Origin of the sequence: Paraburkholderia sp. SIMBA_054, assembly GCF_046534875.1 — a bacterium.
In the GTDB taxonomy this organism is placed as follows: Bacteria; Pseudomonadota; Gammaproteobacteria; order Burkholderiales; family Burkholderiaceae; genus Paraburkholderia; species Paraburkholderia hospita.
Genome location: NZ_JAWRXV010001881.1, coordinates 1 through 229, shown reverse-complemented (window position 1 = coordinate 229; position 229 = coordinate 1). Strand labels below are relative to the sequence as shown.

Genomic DNA, 229 nt, shown 5'->3' with positions numbered 1-229 from the left:
CCGGCTTCGACTTCGACGTGGCGCCGTCGCTGCGGATGTTCTTCTACCTGCCGTTCGAGCACAGCGAGGACGCGGCCGACCAGGCGCGTTCGGTGGAACTGCATCGCGGCCTGCCGGAGCCGGATGCGGACAAGTGGGCGCTGCTGCACCAGGACATCATCACCCGCTTCGGCCGCTTCCCGCACCGCAATGCGGCGCTGGGCCGGGATACCACGCCGGAGGAGCAGCG

General features: G+C 69.9%; 1 protein-coding gene. It reads left to right on the top strand.

Features of this window, described 5'->3' with window-relative positions; genetic code table 11:
* Positions 1-229: DUF924 family protein (locus tag SB822_RS61575; protein WP_410859731.1), on the top strand; the 229-nt coding region annotated here is incomplete at both ends.